Source organism: Alistipes communis, assembly GCF_006542665.1.
GTDB classification, from domain to species: domain Bacteria; phylum Bacteroidota; class Bacteroidia; order Bacteroidales; family Rikenellaceae; genus Alistipes; species Alistipes communis.
Window position 1 is genome coordinate 2,946,157 of record NZ_AP019735.1, and the last position, 21,340, is coordinate 2,967,496.

Sequence of the window (21,340 nt, forward strand, 5' to 3'; positions counted from 1 at the left end):
GTTGCAGTTTTAAGGTCTAACGAAAAATCGTCCCTCGAAAGTATCCCGTGCAGCCGCATAGAGCACATGCCGCCGCAGGAGATGCCCGACGGGCAAGGCCGGATGATCGAATCCGCCGAGGTTGCGCATCCCCAGCCGCCGCATCACCCGCTCCGAACGAAGGTTCACCGCCGCCGTAAAGGAGTACACCCGCGGCAGTCCCAACCGGCCGAAGGCATCGTGCAGCACGGCCCGCGCCGCTTCGGTGGCATAGCCCTGCCCCCAGACCTCGGCGACGAACCGCCATCCGATCTCGATACAGGGTGTAAACGACGCCTCGAAGGCCGCACGGTGCAGCCCCGTCAACCCGATCAACCGTCCGTCCCCGCGTCGTTCGACGGCATACAGTCCCCGACCGGACTCCGCCCATTCGGCGACGATCCGATCGAAAAAAGCGTCCGACTCCGCCCGCGACAGCGGGTGCGGGAAAAACTCCATTACCCTCCGGTCGGCATTCATCGCGGCCAGCGGCTCCCTGTCCTCCGGAAGCCACTCCCTCAGCCGCAACCGCTCCGTCTCCAAACGATACACCATGTCCAAATCCGCTAAGGGAACGGGTACGGTTTTCGTGCCGCACCGTGTTCCGAATTATTTCACATACAACCGGTAACGGATCGACCACTTGCCGCCCGGCGGGATCGAGCGGAATCCCCACCGTTCGCGGTCGGGCAGATTCGGCGCATCGGTGGCCCACGACTGCGGCTCGGGACAGCAGTAGGGCACCTGCCCGCCGTTGTTCCAGAGCGTCCAATAGAGCGTCTGGGAGTCGACCTCGTAGAAAACCCGCACTCCCGTACGGCGATTCTCTACCACGGCACCGCGGAAAGGCCGGCCGTCGACCTCAATCTCGCGCACCGAAAAACCAGCTTCGATCGCCTCGCAGCCGGTCGCCTGCAACCCTTCGGGAGCACGCAGCCGTGCAAACCGTTCGTCGAGCGGCAGCAGCCGTCCGGTCGGGAGATTGCGTCCGTTCAACTCGAAACGTTCGCCCACGGCCATACGGAGCCGGTAGTCCGCCGCATCGCCGCCGGCGAAGGGAACGTTGAGCGGCGTGTGGAATCCCACGCCGACAGGCATGGGAAGGTCGCTCTTATTGCCGAACATCACCTCCTGCTCCAACCCTTCGGCCGAAAGCCGGTAGGTGATCTTGCACTTGAAGGCGTGCGGGAAATCCCGATAGATCGCATCCGAGGCCGCATTCGAATAACAGCGTGTTTCGATCAGCACCTCGTCGGGCGTCTCGACGGCCTTAGACACCGCGAACGACTGGCTTTTGAGGATGCCGTGATGGTAGTTGTTCTCCTCGGGACGGGTAATCGGGAAGCGGTATTCGCGGCCGTCGAACCGAAACCGTCCGTCGGCGATCCGGTTGGGCGGAAAGAGGATCGGCACGCCGTAGACATGGGGACGCCGAAGGAACTCGTCATGCTCCCGTTCCGACGGCGTGCGCAACACCTCCACTCCCAATCGCGTATGGGCCAGCCGCACCAGATTCGCCCCCACCGACGGAACGAGCAAGGCCGTGTAGTCCCGCTTGGTGAACTCCACGGCCTGCGTCCCGTGCCATTCGCACGAACGGATCATCGCTCAGAGCAGTTTCGACAATTTGTCGACGATCTCCGCCTTGGTCGTCGCACCCACGATTCTGGCGACCTCCTGTCCCTCCTTCAGAAAGACGAGCGTCGGGATGTTGCGCACCTTATAGGTCGCCACGATGTCGTCGCTCTTCTCCGCATCGCATGTGCAGATCAACACGCGGCCTTCGTACTCTCCGGCCAACTCTTCGACAATCGGTGCCACCATGCGGCAGGGACCGCACCATTCGGCACCGAAATCGATCAAAACAGGGAGTTTCGAGGCGGCGACCTCGCCGTAATTTTCAGTTGTCAGTTCAATTGCCATAATTTACCTAATTTTTAATTTGTTGTTTTGATTATATAACAGTATACTTTATATCATTGTCTTCGAAGAACGACACCAATTCCTGCGTAAGGCTCACCTTGTAACTCTTCGAAAAGAGATTGAGCGACACCTGTGCCTGCCGGTCGTAAACGTTCAGCCGCAGCAGGGTATTGCCCTTCGCCTCCTTGACCGAACGGCCCATCCGTGCGATCAGGTCGCGCGTGATCTCCTCGACGGCCAGCTGCACGTGCACCTCCTTGACGGCCTCCTGCAACTCCGACAGCTGCATCATCGACGTGATGCGGAATTCCAGCTCCTGGTCGTTGTAGGGGCGCGGCTGTACCCGTCCCCGGATAAAGAGGAAATAGTCGCTGAAAAGGTATTTGCGGAAATTCTCGTAATCCTTGCCGAAAAGCGCGAACTCGTGCGTGCCGTTGTAATCCTCCAGCTTGAACTTTCCCCACGGCTTTCCGGTCTTGGTCGTCAAGTTCTGCACCGCAACGACCATGCCTGCCACGGCGATCTCCTTGCCCTTCAACTCGTCGAGGTGATCCAGGTCGCCCACCTGCGTCTTGCACATGTTGCGGATGATCACCTTGTAGTCGTCGAGCGGATGGGCCGAGAGATAGAGTCCGATCACCTCGCGTTCCTTGTTGAGCTTTTCGAGCTGCGACCACTCGGCGCAGGCGGGAATCACCGGCGGCGTGATGTCGGTCGTTCCGGTATCGCCGCCGAAGAGGCTCTGCTGGGCGTTGTTCTTCTCGCTCTGATAACGCTGTCCGTAACGCATCAGCTGCTCGATATAGGTCACGCCGTTGTTGTCGCGCTGATCGACACCGAAAAACTTACAGCGGCTGAATCCCGAAATCGAATCGTACCCTCCGGCATAGGCGATATTTTCCAGGCACTTGCGGTTCACGAGCGAATAGTCGACCCGTTCGATGAAGTCGTAAATGTCCTTGAAGCGCCCGTTCTTCGTCCGTTCGGCGATGATGCTCTCCACGGCCGCTTCGCCGACACCCTTGATCGCCGCCAGCCCGAAGCGCACGTCGCCCTGCTTGTTGGCCGAGAATTGCAGCATCGACTCGTTGATGTCGGGGCCGAGCACATTGATGCCCATACGCTTGCACTCGTTCATGTAGATCGTCAGCTGCTCGACGTTCGTCAGGTTTCGGCTCAGCACCGCCGCCATGTACTCCGAGGGGTAGTTGGCTTTGAGGTAGGCCGTCTGGAAAGCCACCCACGAATAGCAGGTAGCATGCGATTTGTTGAAGGCATAGGAGGCGAACTTCTCCCAGTCGCCCCAGATCTTTTCGAGCACTTTCGGGTCGTGGCCGTTGGCCTGTCCGCCCTTGATGAACTTGGGCTTCAAGGCGTCCAGCTTGTCTTTGAGCTTCTTGCCCATCGCCTTGCGCAACGTGTCGGACTCGCCGCGCGTGAAGTTGGCCAGCAGACGCGACAACAACATGACCTGCTCCTGGTAGACCGTCACGCCGTAGGTGTCTTTCAGATACTTCTCCATGACGGGAATATCGTAGACGATCGGACTGCGGCCGTGCTTGCGGGCGATGAAATCCGGGATATAATCCATCGGGCCGGGCCGATAGAGCGCGTTCATGGCGATCAGATCCTCGAAGGTCGACGGCTGCAACTCGCGCAGGTATTTCTGCATTCCGGGGGACTCGAACTGGAACGTCCCGACGGTACGGCCCTCGCAGAAGAGCTTGTAGGTAGCCGGATCGTCGATGATCGAGAAGTCGTCGATATCGATCTTCCTGCCCGTCGTGAGGCGGATGTTCTCCACGGCATCCTTGATGATCGACAGAGTCTTCAACCCCAGGAAGTCCATCTTGATAAGTCCCGTATCCTCGATCACCGAACCTTCGTACTGCGTGACGAGCATCTTTTGCCCCGTCTCCTTGTCGTCGGCCGTCGAAACGGGTACCCAGTCGGTGATGTCGTCGCGGCAGATGATCGTACCGCAGGCGTGAACACCCGTACCGCGCACGTTGCCTTCGAGCATCTGGGCATAGCGCATCGTGTCGCGCAGAACGGGGTTGTCCGACTCCGCCGCAGCCTTCAATTCGGGGACATACTCGATTGCATTCGGCAGGTTGAGCTTCTTGTCGGGAATCTTGTCGGGCACCAGTTTGCAGAGGCGATCGGACTCCGCGAGCAACAACTTCTGCACGCGCGCCACGTCCTTGATCGCCATCTTGGTGGCCATCGTACCGTAGGTGATGATGTGGGCGACCTTCTCCTTGCCGTACTTCTGCGTCACCCAGTTGAGCACGCGACCGCGGCCGTCGTCGTCGAAATCGACGTCGATATCGGGCAGCGAGATACGGTCGGGATTCAGGAAACGCTCGAACAGCAGATCGTAGGCGATCGGGTCGATCTGCGTGATCCCCAGGCAGTAGGCCACGGCCGAACCGGCCGCCGAACCGCGGCCAGGGCCGACCGACACGTCCAGCTCCTCGCGTGCGGCGCGGATGAAGTCCTGCACGATGAGGAAGTAACCCGGAAAACCCATCGTCTTCATGATGTGCAGCTCGAAATTGAGCCGCTCCTGTTGTTCGTCGGTAAGCTGCTCGCCGTAACGCTTGCGCGCACCGTCCATCGTCAGCTTGCGCAGGTAATCGGCCTCCAACTTGATGCGGTAGAGCTTGTCGTATCCGCCCAGTTTTTCGATCTTCTTGCGGGCCTCCTCCTCGCTGAGCACGACGTTGCCGTTCTCGTCCTGCGTGAACTCGTCGAAGAGGTCTTTCTCCGAAAAACGCTGCCGGTAGCCCTCCTCGGTTCCGAACTCGGCCGGAATTTCGAAGGTAGGCATGATGGGGGAGTGGTCGATGGAATAGGTCTCGACCTGTTCGCAGATTTCAACCGTCGTAGCCATCGCTTCGGGTACATCGCCGAAGATCGCCGCCATCTCCTCGCGGGTTTTGAGCCACTCCTGCTTGGAGTAGAGCATTCGCTTGGGATCGTCAAGGTCCTTGCCGGTCGAGAGGCAGATCAGCCGGTCGTGCGCCTCGGCGTTGTCTTCGTCCACGAAGTGCACGTCGTTGGTACAGACCAGACGGACGCCGTGTTTCGCGGCCAGTCGGCGCAGATGCTCGTTCACTTTGAGCTGCATCGGATAGGCTTCGTGGTTGGCCCGCTCGACGGTGGCCTTGTGCAGCTGCAATTCGAGGTAATAGTCGTCGCCGAAGAGTTTTTTGTGCCACAGGATCGCCTCCTCGGCCTTCTGCATGTCGTCGGCCGTAATCGCGCGGGGCACCTCGCCCGCCAGGCAGGCCGAACAGCAGATCAGCCCCTCGTGGTATTTCTCCAACTCGACGCGGTCGGTACGCGGACGCATGTAGAATCCTTCGGTCCACGCTTTCGACACGATCTTGATGAGATTGTGATACCCTTTGAGATTCTTGGCCAGCAGGATCAGGTGGTAACCGCTCTGATCGGGTTTTCCCTCCTTGTCCTGCATCCGCCGCCGCGCCACGTAAACCTCGCTGCCGATGATCGGCTTGAACGCTGCCTTGCGTTTCAGGTCGGCCAGTTCGGCCCGGCAGCGGGCGATCTCCGCCGGATCGGCCGGCGCCTGCGAGCCGTCGACGAGCGCCGCCAGACGCGCCTCGGCTTCGGCGGCCTGCGCTTTGTATTTTCCCTTGACTTTCTTGACGTAGTTATAAAATTCCTTGATACCGAACATGTTGCCGTGATCGGTCAACGCGATGCCCGGCTGTCCGTCCCGCATGGCCTTGTCTACCAGCTTCTGAATGCTGGCCTGGCCGTCGAGAATCGAATACTGTGAATGGACGTGCAGATGCACGAAATCGGGAGGGGTTGTCATAACGTCGTCTTCTTTTTACCAAAGATACGGTTAAGCCGAGCGCAATGCAAATTTATTTGCAATTGCCGAGGCGGAGTATCTTCGGCGTCAGCCAAAGTACGGTTAAGCCGAGCGCAATGCAAATTTATTTGCAATTGCCGAGGCGGAGTATCTTCGGCGTCAGCCAAAGTACGATTAAGCCGAGCGCAATGCAAATTTATTTGCGATTGCTGAGGCGGAGTATCTTCGGCGTCAGCCAAAGTACGATTAAGCCGAGCGCAATGCAAACTTTATTCGCATCTTACGGGGCACCGTATCTAAGGCGCAGTCAAAGGTACGCATTTAATGAAAAAAAGACAACCGTCCGCCAGACGAATTATCAACAATCCGTCGACCGCAGCCGCTTACGAATTGTCTGGCAATATTTTTGGATTTATCGCCGAAAGAGTTTATCTTTCGTGCAACCTAAATCTACGGAACTATGGATAACAATGAAGAACTGGTGGTAATTCGGGAATACGACTCGATTACCCGGGCCGAAACGGCTAAATCGCTGTTGGAAAGCGAAGGCATCTTCGCCACGATCCGCAACGAATACATGTCGGCCATCTATCCCGTCGGAACGATGCCGGCCCAGATCGTCGTCCGCGAGGAGGACGCCGAATGGGCGGCGGCCCTGCTCCGCTCGATGGACGGAGAAGACGCCGCTAAATAACGCCGTTCCAGATGCGCCACGACGCCTCGGCCTGCGCTTCGAGCATGGGAAGGCCGTTGAGCGTGCGCGCTCCCTGCCGCTCGCCGCGCAACAAGAACTGCGTCCGTTCGGGATTATAGACCAGATCGAACAGGTAATGCGCCGCCGTCAGCGCCTCGTAGGGCAGCAACGGCGCTTCGTCGACATGCGGAAACGTCCCCACCGGCGTAGCGTTGACGATCAGCCGGTGTCCGGCAACGACCTCTGGCCTCAGATCGTCGTAAAGGAAGTTCCCCCGTGCCGGATCGCGCGAAACGACCGCATAGGGGATTTCCGCCTCCGCGAGCGCATACTGCACCGCCTGCGAAGCTCCGCCGGAGCCCAGCACCAGCGCCGCTTCGGGAAGATCGTCGCCGAGCAGAAGGCGCAGCGAAAGGCGAACCCCCTCTATGTCGGTATTGAAACCCGTCAACCGCCCGCCGTCGCGGCGCACGCAATTCACGGCCCCGATCCGTGCGGCCTCTTCCGACACGTCGTCCAGATAGTCGAAAATCCGCTGTTTGTAGGGAATGGTCACATTGAATCCCTGCAATTCGGGTTGCGCCCCCAGCAATTCGGGCAACGCCTCGATCGAAGGCAGCTCGTAAAGCGCATAATCGCACCCCGTAATCCCCTCCCTGCGGAACTTAGCCGCGAAATAACCGGCCGAGAAGGAGTGGCCGAGCGGCCGGCCGATCAACCCGTACCGTTTCATGCTTCGCCCTTTTTGGCGGCGATACGATTGCCGACGTACTCGATTCCCCAAATGAGCAGGAATCCGCAGGCGCAGAGCGCCACAGCCCATCCCACCTGCGCCTCCGTACCGGTCAACTCCGTAAAGGTCGCAGGCAGCACGTTGCGTTCGACGAGCGGATGCGCCGCGCCGTGACTGTCGAAATAGCTTTCGAGCGTCTCTTTCCACGGCCACACCTTGTTGAGCGATCCGACCATGAAGCCCATCAGCAGGGAGATCGTCACGTCGTGATAACGCCGCAACAGCCACGACAGCACGTGCGAAAAGCTCACCAATCCGGCGACCGCCCCCGTCGCGAACAGCGCCAGGATACCGATGTCGAACGACGAAACGGCATTGAGAATAAACTGGTATTTGCCCATCAACAGCAGAATGAACGCACCTGATATGCCGGGCAGGATCATCGCGCAAATGGCGATAGCACCCGACAGCAGAATGAACCACCACGTTTCGGGCGTCTGCGACGGCGACGCCACCGTAATCCACCACGCTACCGCGATGCCGCACAACAGCGAAACGACCGATGCGGCATTCCAGCGCGTAACGTCGCGCGCCACCAACAGCGCCGAGGCGACGATCAGTCCGAAAAAGAAGGCCCAGATTTCAATGGGGTGGTGCTCCAACAGGTAAGTCATCGCCCGCGCCAGCGAAAAGACCGCGACAAGAAGTCCGGCGAAAACCGCCGCCAGGAAATTTCCGTTGATCTCACGCCAGAACTCCCGCAGACGCAGTGCGGCCAACAGCCGCAGCGACGGGCCGCCCAGTTTTTTGATCGACTCGATCAGTTCCGTGTAAATACCCGAAATAAAGGCGATCGTACCGCCCGAAACGCCGGGAATCACGTCGGCCATTCCCATAGCGCAACCTTTGAGCGCCAACAATAGATAATTCGTCATTGGATCTGCTTGCAAATTATGGTTTCGTCCGCAGGAACACGCAGGCCGGAGACCTCACGGGAGCGATCCGACCGAACCTGAACGACGCGCATGCGGAGGGTTTTCCTTGCGCAAAGATAATCGAATTCCGCAATATAACGCCGCCTGCTGGCCGACTTCGAAGTTAATTTATCCTTAATTTTAAGGTTTATCCCTCTTCACGACGCACGCCGGCCGCTCCGCCCTTCTCCGACGACGGCGAAACGACGCGAGTCCCGGCCGAATGGAGTCCGCCGTGCGGGACGGCAGCATCGCCCGGCGATGCCGCCGATCAACCGGAAACCGGATTCCGAAGTAAAATCGCGGATAAGCGTGTTCATACCTCGACGCACCGGTCGTTCGAACCCGTCGCACAAAAAAATGTCGTATTATATACGACATTTTTTCATTCCGAAACGGGAACTTCCGTTTTCTGCCTTGCGGAGGCTTCGTCCGCCCTTTGACACGCAGCGATAAAATCCAGCACCTCCCGCAACGTTCTGTCGAAACGGGCGAAATCTTCCTTGTAAAGAAAAATCTTATGCCGGTCGAAAACGACCGAACCATCGGCGACGGTCGTCTTCCGACTTTCGGTAATCGTCAGGTAATAGTCATTGCCCCGCGTCGCACGAACATCGAAAAAATAGGTTCGGCGACCCGCCTTCACGGCCTTCGTCAGAATATGTTCGCCGACCTCTTCACTCTCTTTCCGCGGTATATCCGTTCGAGAAAACATGATCCAGGTGTTATTTAGGTTTCAACTGTCGTAACCCGCGCCCGCCGGATGCGCGCCGATCGAATTCCGGCGGTTATGTATTGCACGGTAGACGAAAATAATAAAAATATCCGGAATATCCAAACGAATCTTCCGAAATTCGCTTATTTTCTTTTCGAAAGGATATGTTTTCCCTGTTCCGACCATGCCCCGAGCAGTTCGACCGCGCGCCGGAACATCGATCCGTCGGCCGCATTCATCACCCGATAGAAGCCTTCGCGCGGGAAAAGCCGCTCGGCGACCAGTGCCTTGATCTGCAATTTCAGGAGCCCGTCCGACTGCGCCGCCTCATCCCCTGCGGGTTCGATTCCCTGCGCCGCAGCCATCTCCGCCAGTTCGGACATCATTGCGGGCGATACGGCGAATCCGGCATCGAACCGTTCGAAATCGGGATAGCGGGCCGTCAGCTGCGGCCGTTCCCGGTCCAGATAGCGCAGCACCAGTTCGTTGACTACGCCATGACGCATCAGCGCCAGCCAGTAACCGGTCTGCCCGACGGTATCGGCTTCGACCCGAACGTCGGGACGGATGCCGCCTCCGCCATAGACCGGCCGATGCGTGCGCAGGGTCTCGAACTGCGGCGTTTCGGCCGCTACGCTGTCCGCCTGCACGCCGGTCAGCCGCTCGCGGTGCGCGGCATAATACTCCTCGCGGTGTCCCTTCTCATAGGGTCGCTGAATAACCCGCCCCGAAGGGGTGTGATAACGCGCCACCGTGACGCGGATCGCCGAGCCGTCGCCCAACCGGAACTGACGTTGCACCAACCCCTTGCCGAAGCTCGGACGACCGACGACCACCGCCCGGTCCCAGTCCTGCAACGCCCCGGCGACGATCTCGCTGGCCGAAGCCGAGTTCTCGTCGATGAGCACCACGACCGGCCCGCGGAGAAAAGCGCCGTCGACCGGCGCCGTATAGGCGCGGGGCGGCACCGCGCGCCCCTCGGTCGAGACGATCCGGCTGCCGCGCGGCAGGAAGAAGTTGGCCATCGCGACCGCCTGATCGAGCAGGCCGCCGCCGTTGCCCCGCAGATCGAGGATCAGCGAACGCACGCCCTTCATCCCCTTGAACGCCTCGACGAACTCCTGCATCGTCGTCCGCCCGAAACGGTTCACCTTGATATACCCCGTCTCCGCATCGACCTTGTAGGCCGCGTCGACCGTATGGAGCGGAATATCGCCGCGCGTCACGGTAAACGCCAACGGCTCCTTCACGGCATGACGCGACACCTCCAACCTCACCTGCGTGCCCGACGGGCCGCGCAATCGTTTGGGCACCTCGGCCCGGCTCAGCCCGACGGCCCGCTGCCCGTCGATCCCCACGATCCGGTCGCCCGGCAGCAGTCCCACCTGCGCCGAAGGGCCTCCGGCGATCGTGTTGACGATCACCACCGTGTCGTTCAACACATTGAATTCGATCCCGATACCGCCGAAACTGCCGTCGAAGCTCTCGTCGACGCCCTTCATCTCCTCCTCCGAAAGATAGGCTGAATGGGGATCGAGCCGCATGAGCATCCCGCGGATCGCCTCCTCGACCAGCGGCGCCGTATCGAGCGAATCGACGTAGGCGGCATCCACATAGCGATAGGCCTGCACGAGTTTCTGCAACTGCGCGGCCGCCGCATCGTCGAACTGGGCGCGCACGCTCCACGGAGCCGTGCACAACACGCCGACGATCAACGTAATTAGACGTTTCATAACTCTCCTTGATTCATACGACGCAACGGAGCCGCGAGGCCGAGCCGAACGCCTCCGCCGCACGACTCCGTTGCAATCCGGTCGTTCTATTGCAAACTTGCGGCCAGCTCCGCGAAGGGCACCTGCCGCTGTTCGCCGGTGCGCATATCTTTGAGCGTCACCGTCTGCCGCGCCAACTCGTCGCTGCCGACGATGGCCACGTAGGGGATCGAACGGCGGTTGGCATACTCCATCTGCTTCTTCATCTTGCCCTTTTCGGGATAGATCTCGGCGGCGACGCCGGCATCGCGCAACGCCCGCAGCAGGCCGAGCGACGCAGCCTCCTCGTCGGCCCCCAGATTGACGAAGAGCACCTTCGTCGAGAAGTTCACCTCCTCAGGGAAAAGTTCCAGCCCGACCATGACGTCGTAGATGCGGTCGGCACCGAACGAGATGCCCACGCCCGAAGTGTCGGGCATACCGAAAATACCCGTCAGGTCGTCGTAGCGGCCGCCGCCGCAGATCGAGCCGATGGCATAATCGTTGGCCTTGACCTCGAAGATCGCCCCCGTATAGTAGTTCAGACCCCGCGCCAGCGACAGATCCAACTCGACGGCGAGCGCGATACCCAGCCGCTCGACATAACCGAAAACCGTCTCCAACTCCTCGACGCCTTTCAGCCCCGTCTCGGAACCGCTCAATACATCGCGCAACGCAGAGAGTTTCCGACGGTTGTCTCCTCTCAGTTCGAGTATCGGTTGAAGTCTGTCGATCGCCGCATCGTCGATACCGCGTTCGCGCAGTTCGGCCTTCACGTTGTCGATACCGATCTTCTCCAGCTTGTCGATCGCCACCGTGATGTCGATCATCTTGTCGGCATGGCCGATCGTCTCGGCGATACCGTAGAGAATCTTGCGGTTGTTCATTCTGAGCGTCACGGCGATGCCCAACTTGCGGAAAACGCGCTCGACGATCTCCACCAACTCCACTTCGTTCAGCAGCGAACGCGAGCCTACGACATCGACGTCGCACTGGTAGAATTCGCGGTAGCGGCCTTTCTGCGGCCGGTCGGCACGCCAGACAGGCTGGATCTGATACCGCTTGAACGGCAGGACGATCTCGCCCTGATGCTGCACGACGTAGCGCGCGAAGGGCACCGTGAGGTCGTAACGCAGCCCCTTTTCGCAGATTTTCGACGCCTGCCGCAGTTCGTCGGGTGCAAGTCCCGCCGCATAGTCGCCCGAATTGAGAATCTTGAACAGCAGCTTGTCGCCCTCGTCGCCGTATTTTCCCAGCAGCGTGGAGAGGTTTTCCATGGCGGGGGTTTCGAGCGGCGCGAAACCGAAGGTGCGGAACACCTGCCGGATCGAGTCGAAAATATAGTTGCGGCGCATCATCTCGGCGGGCGAGAAGTCGCGCGTCCCCTTGGGAATCGAAGGTTTCTGCATGATTACTTTATTTGTTTCACTATCTGTTGTTTTTTATCCATATAGGCCGACCAGCCTCCGCTTTCTTTCACCCGCAGATACGGAGACAGAGGCGCCAACCGCCGACGCAACTCCTGATCGTCGCGCCCGAAAAAAGCCTTCACGATCGGAATAATCCGATCCATTCGTTCCGTTTCGTACATCTCCACACGGCGGAAGAGGCGGTCGATTCCAAGAAAACGTTTCTGCACGGGATAGATGTAACCTACCCAATAGCTGACCTTCCGGCTGCCGGCCAACCCCACCGAAATGAACACGGAGCGGTCGGTTTTCAAATCGGTGACGGAAACCGTTGGCGACAGCGTCGGGTTCCGCTCGGCCAGAACGGCCTGATCGTACCACGGGAAACGTTCGATCTCGGCAAGGAACCCATCGAGATCCGTCTCGCCCTTTATATCGGACTCCTCCTGCGCCATGCCAGCCGTCTGCACATCCCAGCAGAAAGCGTCGATACAGGGATTCTCCCGAGCGCACGATAAAAATGCAAACATCCCCATAGCCATCAACGCATATTTTCGCAATACGCACGACACAGCCGACGGATTACTCCATCAATTTCTTGTATTTCACGCGGTGGGGCGTCGTGTCGCCGCCCTGCGCACGCTTCCACTCCTCGAACTCGCTGTACGATCCCTGATAGAAGACCACCTTCGAGTCACCCTCGAACGAGAGGATATGCGTGGCGATACGATCCAGAAACCAACGGTCGTGCGAGATGACGACGGCACAGCCGGCGAAATTCTCCAAGCCCTCCTCCAACGCACGCAACGTGTTGACATCGATGTCGTTGGTCGGCTCGTCGAGCAGCAGCACGTTGCCGCCTTCCTTGAGTGCGAGGGCCAGATGCAGGCGATTGCGCTCGCCGCCCGACAGCACGCCGCACTTCTTCTCCTGATCGGCTCCCGTAAAGTTGAAGCGCGCCACATAGGCTCGCGCCGGCACCTGGCGGTTGCCCAGCTGAATCCACTCGCTGTTCTGCGAGATCACCTCGTAGACCGTCTTTTCGGGATCGATCGACTTGTGCTGCTGGTCGACGTAGGACAATTTGACGGTCTGCCCCACGGTGAAGGTTCCCGCCGTGGGCTGCTCCAGCCCCATAATCATACGGAAGAGGGTAGTCTTGCCCGTACCGTTGGGACCGATGACGCCCACGATGCCCGCGGGCGGCAGCGTGAAGTTGAGATTCTCGTACAGCACGCGGTCGCCGAAGGCCTTCTTCACGTCGTGCGCCTCGATCACCACGTCGCCCAGACGCGGGCCGTTGGGAATATAAATTTCGAGCTTCTCCTCCTGCTGCTTGGCGTCCTCGTTGAGCATCTTGTCGTAGGCCGACAGACGCGCCTTGCTCTTGGCGTGACGGCCCGCGGGCGACATGCGCACCCACTCCAACTCGCGTTCGAGTGTCTTGCGGCGCTTCGACGCCTGCTTCTCCTCCATCTCCAACCGCTTGGATTTCTGTTCGAGCCAACCCGAATAGTTGCCCTTCCACGGAATACCCTCGCCACGATCCAGTTCCAAAATCCAGCCGGCCACGTTGTCGAGGAAATAACGATCGTGCGTCACGGCGATCACCGTACCCTTATACTGTTGCAGATGTTGTTCCAGCCAATCGATCGACTCGGCGTCGAGGTGGTTGGTCGGTTCGTCCAGCAACAGTACGTCGGGCTGCTGCAACAGCAACCGACACAACGCCACGCGACGGCGTTCGCCGCCCGACAGCACCTTCACCGACTGGTCGGGATCGGGACAACGCAGGGCGTCCATCGCACGTTCCAGCACGCTGTCCAACTCCCAGCCGCTCGCATGGTCGATCTGCTCGTACAACTCGCCCTGCCGTTCGATGAGCCGCGCCATCGTGTCGTCGTCCATCGGCTCGCACAATTGCTGGTTGATCTGCTCGTACTCTTTGAGCAGCGCCACGGTCGCGGCACACCCTTCCTCGACCACTTCACGCACGGTCTTCGAATCGTCCAGCTGCGGTTCCTGTTCCAGATAACCCACCGTGTAGCCGGGTGAAAAGACCACCTCGCCCTGAAAGTTCTTGTCCAGTCCGGCGATGATCTTCATCAGCGTCGACTTGCCCGAACCGTTCAGACCGATAATGCCGATCTTGGCTCCGTAAAAGAAGGAGAGGTAGATGTTGTTGAGAACCTTTTTCTGGTTGGTGAAAGTCTTGGAGACCCCCACCATGGAAAAGATGATTTTTTCGTCTGCCATAGAGTCGTGCGAGGAAGACGGAACAATTAATATAATCAGGCGATTCGCCTGCCGGAACGGAATCCGTCTTCCTCACATGAACGGCGTTTACAAACGCCGACTCCGTTCCGACATTCCCTGTTTCGGCGGGAAAACCGTTTGCATGTCGAACCGTTTCGGCATTCCGGACGGTTCGGGACGACAAAGATACGAATAAGCGAGAGCAATGTCAAATTTTATTTGAACATTGCCGAGCGGGAGTATCTAAGACGAAGTCAAAGATACGAAAAGTCGAGCGCAGAAGCAAACATTCATGTTTGATTATGCCGAGACGGAGTATCTTCGGCGCAGCCAAAGTACGAATAAGCGAGAGCAATGTCAAATTTATTTGAACATTGCCGAGCGGGAGTATCTTCGACGAAGTCAAAGATACGAAAAGTCGGGCGCAGAAGCAAACATTCAGGTTTGATTATGCCGAAACGAAATATCTAAGCTGTAATCTAAGATACGGAAAACCGGCATAAATATACCGACACAAGTCGGCAGATCGCAAGATAAGCCGATCCTATACCTCTATAAAAATAAAGAATCGCTATTCCTGCCGAACATCCGACAATTTTTCGTATCTTTGTTAACGAAAAAACAGAAACCACTTAACACATTAATAAATTCAGTTATGAAAAGCATCAAAGGAACCAAGACCGAGCAAAATCTGCTCACGGCATTCGCAGGCGAATCGCAGGCGCGCAACCGGTATACCTATTTCGCAAGCGTAGCCAAGAAAGAGGGTTACGAGCAGATCGCCGGCATCTTTCTCGAAACGGCCGATCAGGAAAAGGAACACGCCAAGAAATTTTTCAAGTACCTCGAAGGCGGCTGCCTCTCCATCACGGCCAGTTTCCCGGCCGGCGTGATCGGCACCACGGAGGAGAACCTCAAAGCCGCTGCGATGGGCGAGAATGAGGAGTGGACGGAGATGTACCCCGAATTCGCCAGAATCGCCGACGAGGAGGGCTTCCCCGAAATCGCCGCCACGTTCCGCATGGTGATCGTCGCCGAGCACGAGCACGAGGATCGTTACCTCAAACTGCTGAGCCGCTTGACCGACGGTAATTTCTTCATCCGCGACCACGAAATCTGGTGGCAGTGCCGCAACTGCGGTTACATCTGCAAAGGCACCGAGGCACCGAAAATCTGCCCCGCCTGCAAGCATCCTCAGGCCTATTTCGAGCCGAAGCGGGAGAACTATTAGGCCATCCGAGAGTGAAAATAGAAGCGGACCCTCTTTTGAGAGTCCGCTTCTATTTTCACTTCCGCTCATCGAGCAGCCGGCGAGTATCCTGCATGAACCGGTCATAAGCCGCACGTGCGTGGGGCGGCATCGCAAGCGTATCGGCCACTTCGGGCGGCAGAATCCGGTAGTCGGGCAGGGCAACCCACACCGGAACGGCCTGTGCGGCATAGTGCATCGTCGGCACGCCCGCCGCAATGCGCTTGACGACTTCCACTTCGGCCAGCAGTCCGCCGTCGCAGTAACGCCGCCGCTGGTTCGAGACGAAATTTCCCAACGAGTAGAAGACGGCACCCGTCGAATCCTGCTCGAAGGGCTGCACGACGTGCGGATGACTGCCGACGACCAGATCCGCGCCGTGCCGTCGCAGGAACCCTGCCAGCATCCGTTGTTCGCTGTCAGGCCGGCGTTCGTACTCGTTGCCCCAATGCACGAAGGCGATAACGCAATCGACCGAACCGCGGTCGACGGCCGCCAGATCGCGGGCGATGACCGTCGTATCGATTCGGTTGACCGTCGTGCCCGTAGGCACTGGCAGACCGTTGGTGCCATAGGTATAGTTGAACAGTGCGAAGCGGATGCCGTTCGCCGCGAGCCGCAGCGGGTGGTCGGCACCGTGCCGCAACGAGTCGACGAACGTTCCCGTGTGGCGCAGACCCGCATCGTCGAGCGCGGCGAGCGTCGCGCCGATACCCCGCGCGCCGCCGTCGCAACAATGGTTGTTGGCCGTGACGGCTACGTCGACACCCGCCCTGCGCAGAGCACGAGCCAACGACGACGGGGTACGGAAACAGGGATAACCCGTATGGGGAGCGGCGGCGGAGAGGGTAGTTTCGAGATTGACCACGACCAGATCGGCCGCATCGAAGCGGGGCTTCACGAGACGGAACTGTCCGAAGAAATCGTGCGTTCCGTCGGACCTCCGTGCCGCGGTCAACTGCGGCAGATGGGCCATCACGTCGCCCGCGAAGAGCAGGCGCGCACGGAAAATGCGTTCGTCGGGCGGAACCGTCGCCGGAACGACACGCTGCATCCGCACGCTGCGCAGATACCCTGCGCTGACGACGACCGCAGCGATCATCGACAACAATACGGCACAGGTACCCAACCGCTTCATCGGCCGCCCCGTCGGTTTTTCTTTTCGCGTTTCGGAAACCAGCCTTTCGCCACACGTTCGCGCTGCTCGAACAGTTCGCCGATCCCCCACAACGACGATGCACCCCACACGGCCAGCAGGATCGAGAGAATCAGGTTTTCTACCCACAGCGACGCCGCGAGCGCCGCGACGCCCGACACGGCGAAAGCCCACCAGCATCGCACGCCGAAATAGTACTCGCCCTTGATGACGAACGGGTGAAAAACGCCGATAATGAGAAAGGTCGCCGCGCCGACGACGATTCCCACGAGATGATATGTCTCCAAAAATTCCATCATGTCGACAAAGATAGTGCAAGCCGAGTGCAAAAGCAAACGGAGTTTGCGGTTTTGCCGAGGCGCAGCCTATCTGAGCGGAGGCTCGTCCTCCGCAAAGTGTGCAAGCCGAGTGCAAAAGCAAACTTGTTCGCGGTTTTGCCGAGGCGCAGCCTATCTGAGCGGAGGCTCGTCCTCCGCAAAGTGTGCAAGCCGAGTGCAAAAGCAAACTTGTTCGCGGTTTTGCCGAGGCGCAGCCTATCTGAGCGGAGGCTCGTCCTCCGCAAAGTGTGCATGCCGAGAGTAGAACCAGAAGCTAAAAAGGCCGGAATCCGTATCGTTTCCGACCCGATCTTCCGACCGTCGAATAGCGGAAACGAAACCGGCGATCCCGTAAAAAGGATCGCCGGCCATACCGACGCGACTGCCGGAGAGGCCCCGCGCACCGAAGGGAGGGAACCCGCACCGCAGGCAATCGTCGTTTAGAAATTGTACTGCACCTGCATGCTCACGCGGTTGGCATGGTTCTTCATGCCGTCCCTGTTTTCGCGGCTGCCGTAAAGGTATTCGGCGGCGATGCTGCAACGCGAGGTGAAGTTATAAAAGATATTTCCGAAGATATACTGGCCGTTACGATACTGGTCGCCCGAGAAATAGCCGTGCTTCTGCTGGATATGCGCTTCGGAATAACCTCCCGATATGAAAAGACGCTGCGGCAGGATATTGATGCGCGCCGCGCCGTACCAGCCCCACATCGGCATGGTCTGCACCTTGGCCGGATCCTGCGGATCGGGGGTGAAGTCGTAGCCCAGTCCCGACAGGTCCTGAATGTAGTTGGTAATGCCCTCGCCGTAGACGCCGTTACCGTAAATCGTCAGCACGCGGGCCAGATTGATGCAGGTGCTCGCCTGCACGCCCCAACCCAACAGGGAGGTATTGTTCCCCGTGGCGGCATTGTGCAGATAGAGATCGCGCACGACGCCCGTCACGCGGAAATGGCTGTCGCGTTTGGCCCCCCAGGCATACTGGAAATAGACCGGAAAATCGGGCACGCGCTGCGGAATCGGATCGAACGTCTCGCCGAACGTGCCGCTCACGCTGGGCAGCTCGGCCGCCAGACCGAATTTCAGATGATCGTTCGCAAAGGGAACTTCGTAGCGGATCATCGTGGCGAAGGTGAAGTTATAGGCGTTCGGCCCCTGGAAGTCGATCGTCGTGGGGCCTGCGTCGAGATCGCAGAAGGTCGTCACGTCGCGGCCGAAGGTAAAGCCCTTGAACGACACGTAGGCTTCGCGCAGGCGCGGCGTATAGCTGCCCTGCGCACCGCCGCGAAAGTCGGTGGAGACATAGACTACGACACGGCCCAGCGCACGGGTGTTGGCGATACCTTTAAGATAGATGCGCGAGGTAGAGGCATCCATCGACAGCCGCTGCCGCGAAGCGTAATCGCCCGGAACCGGAATCGACGAAGGGATGAAATCGGTGGCCGACGGCGTTCCGTCGAAGTCGTAACTGGTACGCAGGGCGATGAACCCTCCGAGCGCCAGCGAATACTTGTTCTGTTTGTGCGCGAAGAGGAACTGCGGCCGCCCGGGCTGCTGGAAACCGGTGCGGTGCGTTTGGTTGTAATCGTCGACGGCGTCCATCATCGCCATCCGGTTACGGGCCGCACGAGCTCGCCACTCGCAGGGAATGAGCGTATCGGTCTCCTGAACCGAGATCATGTAAACCGTAGGCGAACTTCCGTCCCGGGCGGAGGATGCGTTAGGCTGCGCCGAAGCCGCAACAGTCAGGAACAACGCAACGATGAAAAGTCGAACTGTCTTCATAAGCTTTTGTGTGTGTTTTTGATTTAAAACCGTTTATTAATGTTGGATAACAGCCAGTTAATATTCGCTGCTACCGAAAGCAAGATATATGCCAAAGAATTTGACCCGATTCTTGAATCGACGCGGTCGGATATTCCGTCCCTTTTCGTATATTTGCAACGTCTTCATAATCTATCAGCTATGATGTGGATGCCGCTTTTCCTGATTCTGTTGCCGCTCGCCGCCGACGGTTGGCATTTCCGCCGCCACCGCAAAGCGTACCGCTACCGGAACCTGCTCCTGACGCTCGTCGCGGCGGGCGATCTGCTGCCGCTTGCCGGGATCGTCCTCTTCTGGCTGATGAAGGACAACACCGGCGGCGTGGTGACGGCAGCCATGTGGATTTTTTTCGCCTATCTGCTACTCACGCTGCCGCGCATGGCCTACTACATCGTGCGCGCATTCGGCAAAGGCCGCGCGACGCGCATCCTCGCACCGATCGCCGCGCTCGGTATGGCGGGTGTACTGATTCACGGTGCCGTGTCGGGCCGCCGCACGCTGGCCGTACACCGCGTCACGCTCCGCAGCGACCGGCTGCCGGAGGCGTTCGACGGGCTGCGCATCGCACAATTCACCGACCTGCACATCGGGACGCTCGTCGACCCCGACCGCGAGATGAGGGCGCTGGTCGACTCGCTCAACGCTCTGCGGCCCGATCTGGTGATCTTCTGCGGCGATCTGGTCAACATCCGCTACACGGAACTCGATTCGACGGCCATGCGTCTGTTGGGCGGCATCCGCAGCCGTTACGGAACCTTCTCGATCACGGGCAACCACGATACGGGCAACTACGTCCGCGATACGCTCTCCCTGCCGCCGGCGACCAACATCGCCGCGCTCGTCGAACGCCAGCGGGCGATGGGGTGGCGCGTACTCGACAACGAAACGGTCTACCTGCGGCGCGGCGACGATTCGATCTCCCTGTCGGGTATCTCCTACGACCGCTCGCTGGCCCGCCAGCGCCACGATCGCACGCTGCCCGGCTACGATTTCGGCACGACCTACCGCGACGTGCCGCAAGACCTCTACAACATCACGGCGGCGCACATTCCGCAACTCTGGGAACAGATTCTCGATGCGGGCTACGGCGACCTGACCCTTTCGGGGCACGTTCACAGCATGCAGTGCAAAATACGGCTCTTCGGCCGCGCCTTCTCGCCCGCGCAACTGATGTACCGCCATTGGAGCGGCCCCTACGAGAAGCAGGGGAGGACGCTCTATGTCAACGACGGCATAGGATATGTAGGATTTCCCATGCGGATCGGTGCGAATCCCGAAATAACCCTGTTCGAATTACGACGATGAACGTGTACGCTTCGGTCGCCCTGTCGGGCGACGGCTATATGGACGATCGGTCGCCCCGGCGACTGATTCTCTCGACGCCCGCCGACTGGCGCGAGGTGATGCGCCTGCGGGCGTGGGCCGACGCGATCCTCGTGGGGGCGGAGACCGTGCGCCGCGACGACCCGTCGCTCACCGTGCGCGACGAAGCGCTCCGCCGGGAGCGCCTTGCGGCAAACCGGCCGGCCGACCCCGCGAAGGTCACGCTGAGCCGTTCGCTGCGACTCGCCCCCGCGTCGAACTTCTTCACCGCAGGCTCGGGTGCACGGATCGTCTTCACCGACAACGCTGCCGCATCGCCGCTCGAAACAGCGGCCGAAATCGTCCGTATCCCCGACCTTTCGGCGGCGAGGATCCTCACCGAACTGGAAAAGCGGGGCTTCGAACGGCTGCTCGTCGAGGGAGGCCCGCGCACACTCGGCCTTTTTTTTGCGGAGGGGCTCGTCGACACGCTCCGCATGGCCGTCAATCCCGCCGTCCGCGTCGGCGACCCGCACGCCCCCCGTTTCGAACCGCCTTTCGATCCGGCACGCTTCCCGCAGCAGCGCCGACGGCTGGAAGGAATGGAGGTGACGACCTACACGCTGCATCCCGACCGCACGGAGGAGGATCTGCATTACCTGCGGCAGGCCATCGCCCTGAGCCGCCGCTGTACGCCCTGCGCCACCTCCTACCGCGTGGGGGCGGTCATCGTGACCCGTTCGGGCGACCGTTTCACGGGGTATACCCATGAAACATCTCCCACGCACCACGCCGAACAGGAGGCGATCCTCAAAGCGACGGCCGCCGGAGCCGATCTGCACGGCGCGAGTATCTACTCCTCGATGGAGCCGTGCTCGACGCGCAGCAGCGAACCGGAGAGTTGTTCGGAACTGATTCTGCGCCACGGCTTCTCGCGCACGGTTTTTGCTCTATACGAACCGTCGTGCTTCGTATGCTGCGAAGGAGCGGTGCGGCTGCGCAAGGGCGGCGTCGAGGTGCGCGTCTATCCGCAGTTGGCAGGCGAAGTACGCGCGATCAACGGCCACCTCGGTCTCCACGAATAGAGAAAAAGTGGACTAAACGGACTAAAAATGTCCTTTTTGTCCTTACAAAAACACATTTGAAGCGGATAATCTCTATCTTCGCAAC

At 59.5% G+C, this 21,340-nt stretch carries 18 protein-coding genes; 4 read left to right on the top strand and 14 right to left on the bottom strand.

All coding sequences use genetic code 11. From position 1 onward, the window contains the following. Nucleotides 1–9: 9 nt before the first annotated feature. Genes FMF02_RS12025 through dnaE form a run of 4 tightly spaced genes read right to left on the bottom strand, consistent with a single transcriptional unit; the run spans nt 10 to nt 5,788 of the window. Nucleotides 10–573, bottom strand: a complete 564-nt coding sequence (locus FMF02_RS12025) for a GNAT family N-acetyltransferase (RefSeq protein ID WP_141413313.1) — start codon at nt 571–573, stop codon at nt 10–12. Between the two features lie 54 nt (nt 574–627). Then, nucleotides 628–1,623, bottom strand: a complete 996-nt coding sequence (locus tag FMF02_RS12030; protein WP_141413314.1) for an aldose 1-epimerase — start codon at nt 1,621–1,623, stop codon at nt 628–630. Nucleotides 1,624–1,626: 3 nt separating this feature from the next. Further along, nucleotides 1,627–1,941, bottom strand: coding sequence for a thioredoxin (gene trxA, locus FMF02_RS12035; protein ID WP_026074717.1), 315 nt, complete (start codon nt 1,939–1,941; stop codon nt 1,627–1,629). Between the two features lie 31 nt (nt 1,942–1,972). Next, nucleotides 1,973–5,788 carry a DNA polymerase III subunit alpha gene (gene dnaE / locus FMF02_RS12040; protein ID WP_141413315.1) on the bottom strand — a complete coding sequence of 1,272 codons (3,816 nt, stop codon included), beginning with the start codon at nt 5,786–5,788 and terminating at the stop codon, nt 1,973–1,975. A 460-nt stretch (nt 5,789–6,248) separates the two neighbouring features. Between dnaE and FMF02_RS12045 the strand changes: the two genes are divergently transcribed. After that, nucleotides 6,249–6,482, top strand: a complete 234-nt coding sequence (locus tag FMF02_RS12045; RefSeq protein WP_019129511.1) for a putative signal transducing protein — start codon at nt 6,249–6,251, stop codon at nt 6,480–6,482. Here FMF02_RS12045 and FMF02_RS12050 read toward each other — a convergent pair. From FMF02_RS12050 to ettA, 7 genes are all read right to left on the bottom strand, one after another. Further along, nucleotides 6,475–7,215 carry a shikimate dehydrogenase family protein gene (locus FMF02_RS12050; RefSeq protein ID WP_141413316.1) on the bottom strand — a complete coding sequence of 247 codons (741 nt, stop codon included), beginning with the start codon at nt 7,213–7,215 and terminating at the stop codon, nt 6,475–6,477. The two genes, FMF02_RS12045 and FMF02_RS12050, sit on opposite strands and share 8 nt — an antisense overlap. After that, nucleotides 7,212–8,150 (bottom strand): polyprenyl-phosphate transporter, encoded by a 939-nt coding sequence (locus FMF02_RS12055; RefSeq protein ID WP_141413317.1) that lies wholly within the window; start codon nt 8,148–8,150, stop codon nt 7,212–7,214. Before FMF02_RS12055 ends, FMF02_RS12050 begins: the two co-directional genes overlap by 4 nt. Before the next feature lie 424 nt (nt 8,151–8,574). Then, nucleotides 8,575–8,904: a DUF3276 family protein gene (locus FMF02_RS12060; protein ID WP_141413318.1), complete on the bottom strand. Its 330-nt coding sequence runs from the start codon at nt 8,902–8,904 to the stop codon at nt 8,575–8,577. A gap of 143 nt (nt 8,905–9,047) precedes the next feature. Then, complete coding sequence (locus FMF02_RS12065) at nt 9,048–10,637, bottom strand: S41 family peptidase (protein WP_141413319.1); 1,590 nt, start codon at nt 10,635–10,637, stop codon at nt 9,048–9,050. Nucleotides 10,638–10,723: 86 nt separating this feature from the next. Then, nucleotides 10,724–12,064, bottom strand: a complete 1,341-nt coding sequence (gene hisS / locus FMF02_RS12070) for a histidine--tRNA ligase (RefSeq protein ID WP_141413320.1) — start codon at nt 12,062–12,064, stop codon at nt 10,724–10,726. A 2-nt stretch (nt 12,065–12,066) separates the two neighbouring features. After that, nucleotides 12,067–12,594, bottom strand: a complete 528-nt coding sequence (locus FMF02_RS12075) for a hypothetical protein (RefSeq protein WP_141413321.1) — start codon at nt 12,592–12,594, stop codon at nt 12,067–12,069. Between the two features lie 52 nt (nt 12,595–12,646). After that, nucleotides 12,647–14,320, bottom strand: coding sequence for an energy-dependent translational throttle protein EttA (ettA, locus tag FMF02_RS12080; RefSeq protein WP_141413322.1), 1,674 nt, complete (start codon nt 14,318–14,320; stop codon nt 12,647–12,649). A gap of 655 nt (nt 14,321–14,975) precedes the next feature. Between ettA and rbr the strand changes: the two genes are divergently transcribed. After that, complete coding sequence (gene rbr, locus FMF02_RS12085) at nt 14,976–15,551, top strand: rubrerythrin (protein ID WP_019129500.1); 576 nt, start codon at nt 14,976–14,978, stop codon at nt 15,549–15,551. Nucleotides 15,552–15,606: 55 nt separating this feature from the next. On the opposite strand, the gene FMF02_RS12090 is transcribed toward rbr, so the two are convergent. The 3 genes from FMF02_RS12090 to FMF02_RS12100 all read right to left on the bottom strand — a co-directional run bounded on the left by FMF02_RS12090 (nt 15,607) and on the right by FMF02_RS12100 (nt 18,829). Then, nucleotides 15,607–16,707, bottom strand: a complete 1,101-nt coding sequence (locus tag FMF02_RS12090) for a CapA family protein (protein WP_179952764.1) — start codon at nt 16,705–16,707, stop codon at nt 15,607–15,609. Continuing rightward, nucleotides 16,704–17,021: a DUF4491 family protein gene (locus tag FMF02_RS12095; protein ID WP_026074714.1), complete on the bottom strand. Its 318-nt coding sequence runs from the start codon at nt 17,019–17,021 to the stop codon at nt 16,704–16,706. The genes FMF02_RS12090 and FMF02_RS12095 overlap by 4 nt, the downstream gene beginning before the upstream one ends. A 461-nt stretch (nt 17,022–17,482) precedes the next feature. Next, the gene (locus tag FMF02_RS12100) at nt 17,483–18,829 is read right to left on the bottom strand and encodes a DcaP family trimeric outer membrane transporter (RefSeq protein ID WP_026074713.1); all 1,347 of its coding nucleotides are present in this window, start codon (nt 18,827–18,829) and stop codon (nt 17,483–17,485) included. Nucleotides 18,830–19,009: 180 nt separating this feature from the next. On the opposite strand from FMF02_RS12100, the gene FMF02_RS12105 reads away from it, so the two are divergent. Both FMF02_RS12105 and FMF02_RS12110 read left to right on the top strand, forming a co-directional pair. After that, nucleotides 19,010–20,173 (top strand): metallophosphoesterase, encoded by a 1,164-nt coding sequence (locus FMF02_RS12105; protein WP_141413323.1) that lies wholly within the window; start codon nt 19,010–19,012, stop codon nt 20,171–20,173. After that, nucleotides 20,170–21,255, top strand: coding sequence for a dihydrofolate reductase family protein (locus FMF02_RS12110; RefSeq protein ID WP_141413324.1), 1,086 nt, complete (start codon nt 20,170–20,172; stop codon nt 21,253–21,255). The genes FMF02_RS12105 and FMF02_RS12110 overlap by 4 nt, the downstream gene beginning before the upstream one ends. Nucleotides 21,256–21,340: the final 85 nt, after the last annotated feature.

Excerpts from the sequence above, each read along its gene's own strand:
- FMF02_RS12110 (WP_141413324.1), top strand. The coding sequence starts at position 20,170 with ATGAACGTGTACGCTTCGGTCGCCCTGTCGGGCGACGGCTATATGGAC.
- FMF02_RS12060 (WP_141413318.1), bottom strand. The coding sequence starts at position 8,904 with ATGTTTTCTCGAACGGATATACCGCGGAAAGAGAGTGAAGAGGTCGGC.
- ettA (WP_141413322.1), bottom strand. The coding sequence starts at position 14,320 with ATGGCAGACGAAAAAATCATCTTTTCCATGGTGGGGGTCTCCAAGACT.
- FMF02_RS12050 (WP_141413316.1), bottom strand. The coding sequence starts at position 7,215 with ATGAAACGGTACGGGTTGATCGGCCGGCCGCTCGGCCACTCCTTCTCG.
- dnaE (WP_141413315.1), bottom strand. The coding sequence starts at position 5,788 with ATGACAACCCCTCCCGATTTCGTGCATCTGCACGTCCATTCACAGTAT.
- FMF02_RS12045 (WP_019129511.1), top strand. The coding sequence starts at position 6,249 with ATGGATAACAATGAAGAACTGGTGGTAATTCGGGAATACGACTCGATT.
- FMF02_RS12100 (WP_026074713.1), bottom strand. The coding sequence starts at position 18,829 with ATGAAGACAGTTCGACTTTTCATCGTTGCGTTGTTCCTGACTGTTGCG.
- FMF02_RS12095 (WP_026074714.1), bottom strand. The coding sequence starts at position 17,021 with ATGGAATTTTTGGAGACATATCATCTCGTGGGAATCGTCGTCGGCGCG.
- trxA (WP_026074717.1), bottom strand. The coding sequence starts at position 1,941 with ATGGCAATTGAACTGACAACTGAAAATTACGGCGAGGTCGCCGCCTCG.
- hisS (WP_141413320.1), bottom strand. The coding sequence starts at position 12,064 with ATGCAGAAACCTTCGATTCCCAAGGGGACGCGCGACTTCTCGCCCGCC.
- FMF02_RS12025 (WP_141413313.1), bottom strand. The coding sequence starts at position 573 with ATGGTGTATCGTTTGGAGACGGAGCGGTTGCGGCTGAGGGAGTGGCTT.
- rbr (WP_019129500.1), top strand. The coding sequence starts at position 14,976 with ATGAAAAGCATCAAAGGAACCAAGACCGAGCAAAATCTGCTCACGGCA.
- FMF02_RS12030 (WP_141413314.1), bottom strand. The coding sequence starts at position 1,623 with ATGATCCGTTCGTGCGAATGGCACGGGACGCAGGCCGTGGAGTTCACC.
- FMF02_RS12055 (WP_141413317.1), bottom strand. The coding sequence starts at position 8,150 with ATGACGAATTATCTATTGTTGGCGCTCAAAGGTTGCGCTATGGGAATG.
- FMF02_RS12065 (WP_141413319.1), bottom strand. The coding sequence starts at position 10,637 with ATGAAACGTCTAATTACGTTGATCGTCGGCGTGTTGTGCACGGCTCCG.
- FMF02_RS12105 (WP_141413323.1), top strand. The coding sequence starts at position 19,010 with ATGATGTGGATGCCGCTTTTCCTGATTCTGTTGCCGCTCGCCGCCGAC.
- FMF02_RS12075 (WP_141413321.1), bottom strand. The coding sequence starts at position 12,594 with ATGTTTGCATTTTTATCGTGCGCTCGGGAGAATCCCTGTATCGACGCT.
- FMF02_RS12090 (WP_179952764.1), bottom strand. The coding sequence starts at position 16,707 with ATGAAGCGGTTGGGTACCTGTGCCGTATTGTTGTCGATGATCGCTGCG.